At 50.5% G+C, this 6316-nt stretch carries 1 protein-coding gene, 2 tRNA genes and 3 rRNA genes; all 6 read left to right on the forward strand.

Annotation, left to right across the window (positions count from 1 at the left end; genetic code table 11):
• Positions 1–283 precede the first annotated feature (283 nt).
• A 16S ribosomal RNA gene (locus HMPREF2711_RS00005) occupies positions 284–1824 on the forward strand.
• A 104-nt stretch (positions 1825–1928) separates the two neighbouring features.
• Positions 1929–2005, forward strand: a tRNA-Ile gene (locus HMPREF2711_RS00010).
• Between the two features lie 5 nt (positions 2006–2010).
• Positions 2011–2086 (forward strand) — tRNA-Ala (locus HMPREF2711_RS00015).
• Positions 2087–2433: 347 nt separating this feature from the next.
• Positions 2434–5322, forward strand: a 23S ribosomal RNA gene (locus tag HMPREF2711_RS00020).
• A gap of 96 nt (positions 5323–5418) precedes the next feature.
• Positions 5419–5532 (forward strand): 5S ribosomal RNA (gene rrf / locus HMPREF2711_RS00025).
• The 16S, 23S and 5S rRNA genes sit together here with 2 tRNA genes alongside, the layout of an rRNA operon.
• A gap of 381 nt (positions 5533–5913) precedes the next feature.
• Positions 5914–6201, forward strand: a complete 288-nt coding sequence (locus tag HMPREF2711_RS00030) for a ComEA family DNA-binding protein (protein WP_003747589.1) — start codon at positions 5914–5916, stop codon at positions 6199–6201.
• The last annotated feature ends 115 nt before the right edge of the window (positions 6202–6316 follow it).

Raw genomic sequence — 6316 nt, forward strand, 5'->3', positions numbered from 1 at the left:
GGTGTTGACTGGTTTTGTTGGGAGGCGTATAGTTCGGTTTTTCGCTGCTGACGCGGTGAAGAAAACGAAGCAGACAGTATAACACAGTTGGTTGAAATTTTCGATAATTTTAGTTGACTTTTGAAAATTGTACTGTATAATTCGATTCGCTCTTTAAAAAACAGATTACCGATAAGTGTGAGTGCATTAGGCCTCACACTGTTTGAAAGACAGACAAGATGATGTTTTAGACATTGTCCTGTCGGTTTCTTTGAAGCAGACCAGAAGTTATAAGTTAGAGATTGAACATAAGAGTTTGATCCTGGCTCAGATTGAACGCTGGCGGCATGCTTTACACATGCAAGTCGGACGGCAGCACAGAGAAGCTTGCTTCTTGGGTGGCGAGTGGCGAACGGGTGAGTAACATATCGGAACGTACCGAGTAATGGGGGATAACTAATCGAAAGATTAGCTAATACCGCATATTCTCTGAGGAGGAAAGCAGGGGACCTTCGGGCCTTGCGTTATTCGAGCGGCCGATATCTGATTAGCTAGTTGGTGGGGTAAAGGCCTACCAAGGCGACGATCAGTAGCGGGTCTGAGAGGATGATCCGCCACACTGGGACTGAGACACGGCCCAGACTCCTACGGGAGGCAGCAGTGGGGAATTTTGGACAATGGGCGCAAGCCTGATCCAGCCATGCCGCGTGTCTGAAGAAGGCCTTCGGGTTGTAAAGGACTTTTGTCAGGGAAGAAAAGGCTGTTGCTAATACCGACAGCTGATGACGGTACCTGAAGAATAAGCACCGGCTAACTACGTGCCAGCAGCCGCGGTAATACGTAGGGTGCGAGCGTTAATCGGAATTACTGGGCGTAAAGCGAGCGCAGACGGTTACTTAAGCAGGATGTGAAATCCCCGGGCTCAACCTGGGAACTGCGTTCTGAACTGGGTGACTAGAGTGTGTCAGAGGGAGGTAGAATTCCACGTGTAGCAGTGAAATGCGTAGAGATGTGGAGGAATACCGATGGCGAAGGCAGCCTCCTGGGATAACACTGACGTTCATGCTCGAAAGCGTGGGTAGCAAACAGGATTAGATACCCTGGTAGTCCACGCCCTAAACGATGTCAATTAGCTGTTGGGCAACTTGATTGCTTAGTAGCGTAGCTAACGCGTGAAATTGACCGCCTGGGGAGTACGGTCGCAAGATTAAAACTCAAAGGAATTGACGGGGACCCGCACAAGCGGTGGATGATGTGGATTAATTCGATGCAACGCGAAGAACCTTACCTGGTCTTGACATGTACGGAATCCTCCAGAGACGGAGGAGTGCCTTCGGGAGCCGTAACACAGGTGCTGCATGGCTGTCGTCAGCTCGTGTCGTGAGATGTTGGGTTAAGTCCCGCAACGAGCGCAACCCTTGTCATTAGTTGCCATCATTAAGTTGGGCACTCTAATGAGACTGCCGGTGACAAGCCGGAGGAAGGTGGGGATGACGTCAAGTCCTCATGGCCCTTATGACCAGGGCTTCACACGTCATACAATGGTCGGTACAGAGGGTAGCCAAGCCGCGAGGCGGAGCCAATCTCACAAAACCGATCGTAGTCCGGATTGCACTCTGCAACTCGAGTGCATGAAGTCGGAATCGCTAGTAATCGCAGGTCAGCATACTGCGGTGAATACGTTCCCGGGTCTTGTACACACCGCCCGTCACACCATGGGAGTGGGGGATACCAGAAGTAGGTAGGGTAACCGCAAGGAGCCCGCTTACCACGGTATGCTTCATGACTGGGGTGAAGTCGTAACAAGGTAGCCGTAGGGGAACCTGCGGCTGGATCACCTCCTTTCTAGAGAAAGAAGAGGTCTGATGCATTCACACTTATCGGTAAACTGTAAAGATGCGGAAGAGGAAAGCTTGAGTGAAGACAAGATTCGCTTAAGAAGAGAATCCGGGTTTGTAGCTCAGCTGGTTAGAGCACACGCTTGATAAGCGTGGGGTCGGAGGTTCAAGTCCTCCCAGACCCACCAAGAACGGGGGCATAGCTCAGTTGGTAGAGCACCTGCTTTGCAAGCAGGGGGTCATCGGTTCGATCCCGTTTGCCTCCACCAAGCACTTTACAAATTAAAGGAAGCCTGCTATACTTAGCAGCTTATTTTGATTTGCGAAGTGAAATATCGACGCATCGATCTTTAACAAATTGGAAAGCCGAAATCAACAAACAAAGACAATGCGTTTGTTTTGATTTTTTATTCTTTGCAAAGGATAAAGAATCTCTCGCAAGAGAAAAGAAAACAAACACAGTATTTGGGTGATGATTGTATCGACTTAATCCTGAAACACAAAAGGCAGGATTAAGACACAACAAGCAGTAAGCTTTATCAAAGTAGGAATTTCAAGTTTGCTTCCCTAGTCAACGGGTAGGCAAACGAAGTCAGAGAGGTTCTTGAAATGATAGAGTCAAGTGAATAAGTGCATCAGGTGGATGCCTTGGCGATGATAGGCGACGAAGGACGTGTAAGCCTGCGAAAAGCGCGGGGGAGCTGGCAATAAAGCTATGATCCCGCGGTGTCCGAATGGGGAAACCCACCTCTTAGGAGGTATCCTTATCTGAATACATAGGATAAGCGAAGCGAACCCGGAGAACTGAACCATCTAAGTACCCGGAGGAAAAGAAATCAACCGAGATTCCGCAAGTAGTGGCGAGCGAACGCGGAGGAGCCTGTACGTGATAACTGTCGAGATAGAAGAACAAGCTGGGAAGCTTGACCATAGTGGGTGATAGTCCCGTATTCGAAATCTCAATGGTGGTACTAAGCGTACGAAAAGTAGGGCGGGACACGTGAAATCCTGTCTGAATATGGGGGGACCATCCTCCAAGGCTAAATACTCATCATCGACCGATAGTGAACCAGTACCGTGAGGGAAAGGCGAAAAGAACCCCGGGAGGGGAGTGAAATAGAACCTGAAACCTGATGCATACAAACAGTGGGAGCACCCTTGTGGTGTGACTGCGTACCTTTTGTATAATGGGTCAACGACTTACATTCAGTAGCGAGCTTAACCGAATAGGGGAGGCGTAGGGAAACCGAGTCTTAATAGGGCGAACAGTTGCTGGGTGTAGACCCGAAACCGAGTGATCTATCCATGGCCAGGTTGAAGGTGCCGTAACAGGTACTGGAGGACCGAACCCACGCATGTTGCAAAATGCGGGGATGAGCTGTGGATAGGGGTGAAAGGCTAAACAAACTCGGAGATAGCTGGTTCTCCCCGAAAACTATTTAGGTAGTGCCTCGAGCAAGACACTGATGGGGGTAAAGCACTGTTATGGCTAGGGGGTTATTGCAACTTACCAACCCATGGCAAACTAAGAATACCATCAAGTGGTTCCTCGGGAGACAGACAGCGGGTGCTAACGTCCGTTGTCAAGAGGGAAACAACCCAGACCGCCAGCTAAGGTCCCAAATGATAGATTAAGTGGTAAACGAAGTGGGAAGGCCCAGACAGCCAGGATGTTGGCTTAGAAGCAGCCATCATTTAAAGAAAGCGTAATAGCTCACTGGTCGAGTCGTCCTGCGCGGAAGATGTAACGGGGCTCAAATCTATAACCGAAGCTGCGGATGCCAGTTTACTGGCATGGTAGGGGAGCGTTCTGTAGGCCGATGAAGGTGCATTGTAAAGTGTGCTGGAGGTATCAGAAGTGCGAATGTTGACATGAGTAGCGATAAAGCGGGTGAAAAGCCCGCTCGCCGAAAGCCCAAGGTTTCCTACGCAACGTTCATCGGCGTAGGGTGAGTCGGCCCCTAAGGCGAGGCAGAAATGCGTAGTCGATGGGAAACAGGTTAATATTCCTGTACTTGATTCAAATGCGATGTGGGGACGGAGAAGGTTAGGTTAGCAAGCTGTTGGAATAGCTTGTTTAAGCCGGTAGGTGGAAGACTTAGGCAAATCCGGGTCTTCTTAACACCGAGAAGTGACGACGAGTGTCTACGGACATGAAGTAACCGATACCACGCTTCCAGGAAAAGCCACTAAGCTTCAGTTTGAATCGAACCGTACCGCAAACCGACACAGGTGGGCAGGATGAGAATTCTAAGGCGCTTGAGAGAACTCGGGAGAAGGAACTCGGCAAATTGATACCGTAACTTCGGGAGAAGGTATGCCCTCTAAGGTTAAGGACTTGCTCCGTAAGCCCCGGAGGGTCGCAGAGAATAGGTGGCTGCGACTGTTTATTAAAAACACAGCACTCTGCTAACACGAAAGTGGACGTATAGGGTGTGACGCCTGCCCGGTGCTGGAAGGTTAATTGAAGATGTGCAAGCATCGGATCGAAGCCCCAGTAAACGGCGGCCGTAACTATAACGGTCCTAAGGTAGCGAAATTCCTTGTCGGGTAAGTTCCGACCCGCACGAATGGCGTAACGATGGCCACACTGTCTCCTCCCGAGACTCAGCGAAGTTGAAGTGGTTGTGAAGATGCAATCTACCCGCTGCTAGACGGAAAGACCCCGTGAACCTTTACTGTAGCTTTGCATTGGACTTTGAAGTCACTTGTGTAGGATAGGTGGGAGGCTTTGAAGCAGAGACGCCAGTCTCTGTGGAGCCGTCCTTGAAATACCACCCTGGTGTCTTTGAGGTTCTAACCCAGACCCGTAATCCGGGTCGGGGACCGTGCATGGTAGGCAGTTTGACTGGGGCGGTCTCCTCCCAAAGAGTAACGGAGGAGTTCGAAGGTTACCTAGGTCCGGTCGGAAATCGGACTGATAGTGCAATGGCAAAAGGTAGCTTAACTGCGAGACCGACAAGTCGAGCAGGTGCGAAAGCAGGACATAGTGATCCGGTGGTTCTGTATGGAAGGGCCATCGCTCAACGGATAAAAGGTACTCCGGGGATAACAGGCTGATTCCGCCCAAGAGTTCATATCGACGGCGGAGTTTGGCACCTCGATGTCGGCTCATCACATCCTGGGGCTGTAGTCGGTCCCAAGGGTATGGCTGTTCGCCATTTAAAGTGGTACGTGAGCTGGGTTTAAAACGTCGTGAGACAGTTTGGTCCCTATCTGCAGTGGGCGTTGGAAGTTTGACGGGGGCTGCTCCTAGTACGAGAGGACCGGAGTGGACGAACCTCTGGTGTACCGGTTGTAACGCCAGTTGCATAGCCGGGTAGCTAAGTTCGGAAGAGATAAGCGCTGAAAGCATCTAAGCGCGAAACTCGCCTGAAGATGAGACTTCCCTTGTGGTTTAACTACACTAAAGAGTCGTTCGAGACCAGGACGTTGATAGGTGGGGTGTGGAAGCGCGGTAACGCGTGAAGCTAACCCATACTAATTGCTCGTGAGGCTTGACTCTATCATTTGAAGAACTTCAAATAATAAAAGCTTACTGACTGATTCAGTCATCACCATTTATACCGATTAAGGCTTTACCGATTTGTAACAGTTTAAGTTTGGCGGCCATAGCGAGTTGGTCCCACGCCTTCCCATCCCGAACAGGACCGTGAAACGACTCAGCGCCGATGATAGTGTGGTTCTTCCATGTGAAAGTAGGTCACCGCCAAACACCCATTCCGAAGCCCCCGACTGATGTCGGGGGCTTTTTACATGCCTGTCGTTTCTGTCGGTTTGGCGGCAGAATTGGGATAACGGGTGTTGGGGTCAAACATTGGGATAGTGATGTACCGGTGTTTATGGAGTATTTGTGCATCTTGGTATTGGAATCGGAAATATTTATCCTGTTGTTATTCTTGCACAAAAGTACCGAAAGTTACGGTTAACCGTTTGGAATGTTTGAAATCGAACGGTATTTGCGTTAATATGTCGTATGCATTTATATGGAATGGGGCCGTGTTCTACTGTCGATGTGGCAGTGTCGGCGGGGTGGGTAAAACCGTCCTGCAGACGGCCCGGTTGATTCAATCTGACACGTTATAGGAAAACCCTGATGAAGAAATTTTTATTTGGTGTATTTGCCGCCATGTGTACGGCGTTCTCTTTGGCTGCCGTGAACGTCAATACCGCCTCTTCTGCGGAACTGGAGGCATTACCGGGTATCGGCCCGGCTAAGGCGAAGGCGATTGTGGAATACCGTCAGAAGAACGGTGCGTTCAAATCGGTGGAGGAGCTGAAAAACGTGAAGGGCATCGGTGATGCGGTGCTGAACAAGTTGAAGGCGGAGGCGACGGTTTCTTCTGCCGCGCCTAAGGCCGCCCAGCCTGCCGTGAAAAAATAAGCCGGACTCTGCCTATATGCCGCCCTGCGGCCGAACCGTTTGCCGGTTGGGCCCGGGGCGGCTTTGTTTGGGGGCGGGGATGAAGCTTGAACCAGTGGGGGCTTCCGTTGGGTAA

It is taken from the genome of Neisseria sp. HMSC070A01, assembly GCF_001810165.1.
GTDB lineage: Bacteria > Pseudomonadota > Gammaproteobacteria > Burkholderiales > Neisseriaceae > Neisseria.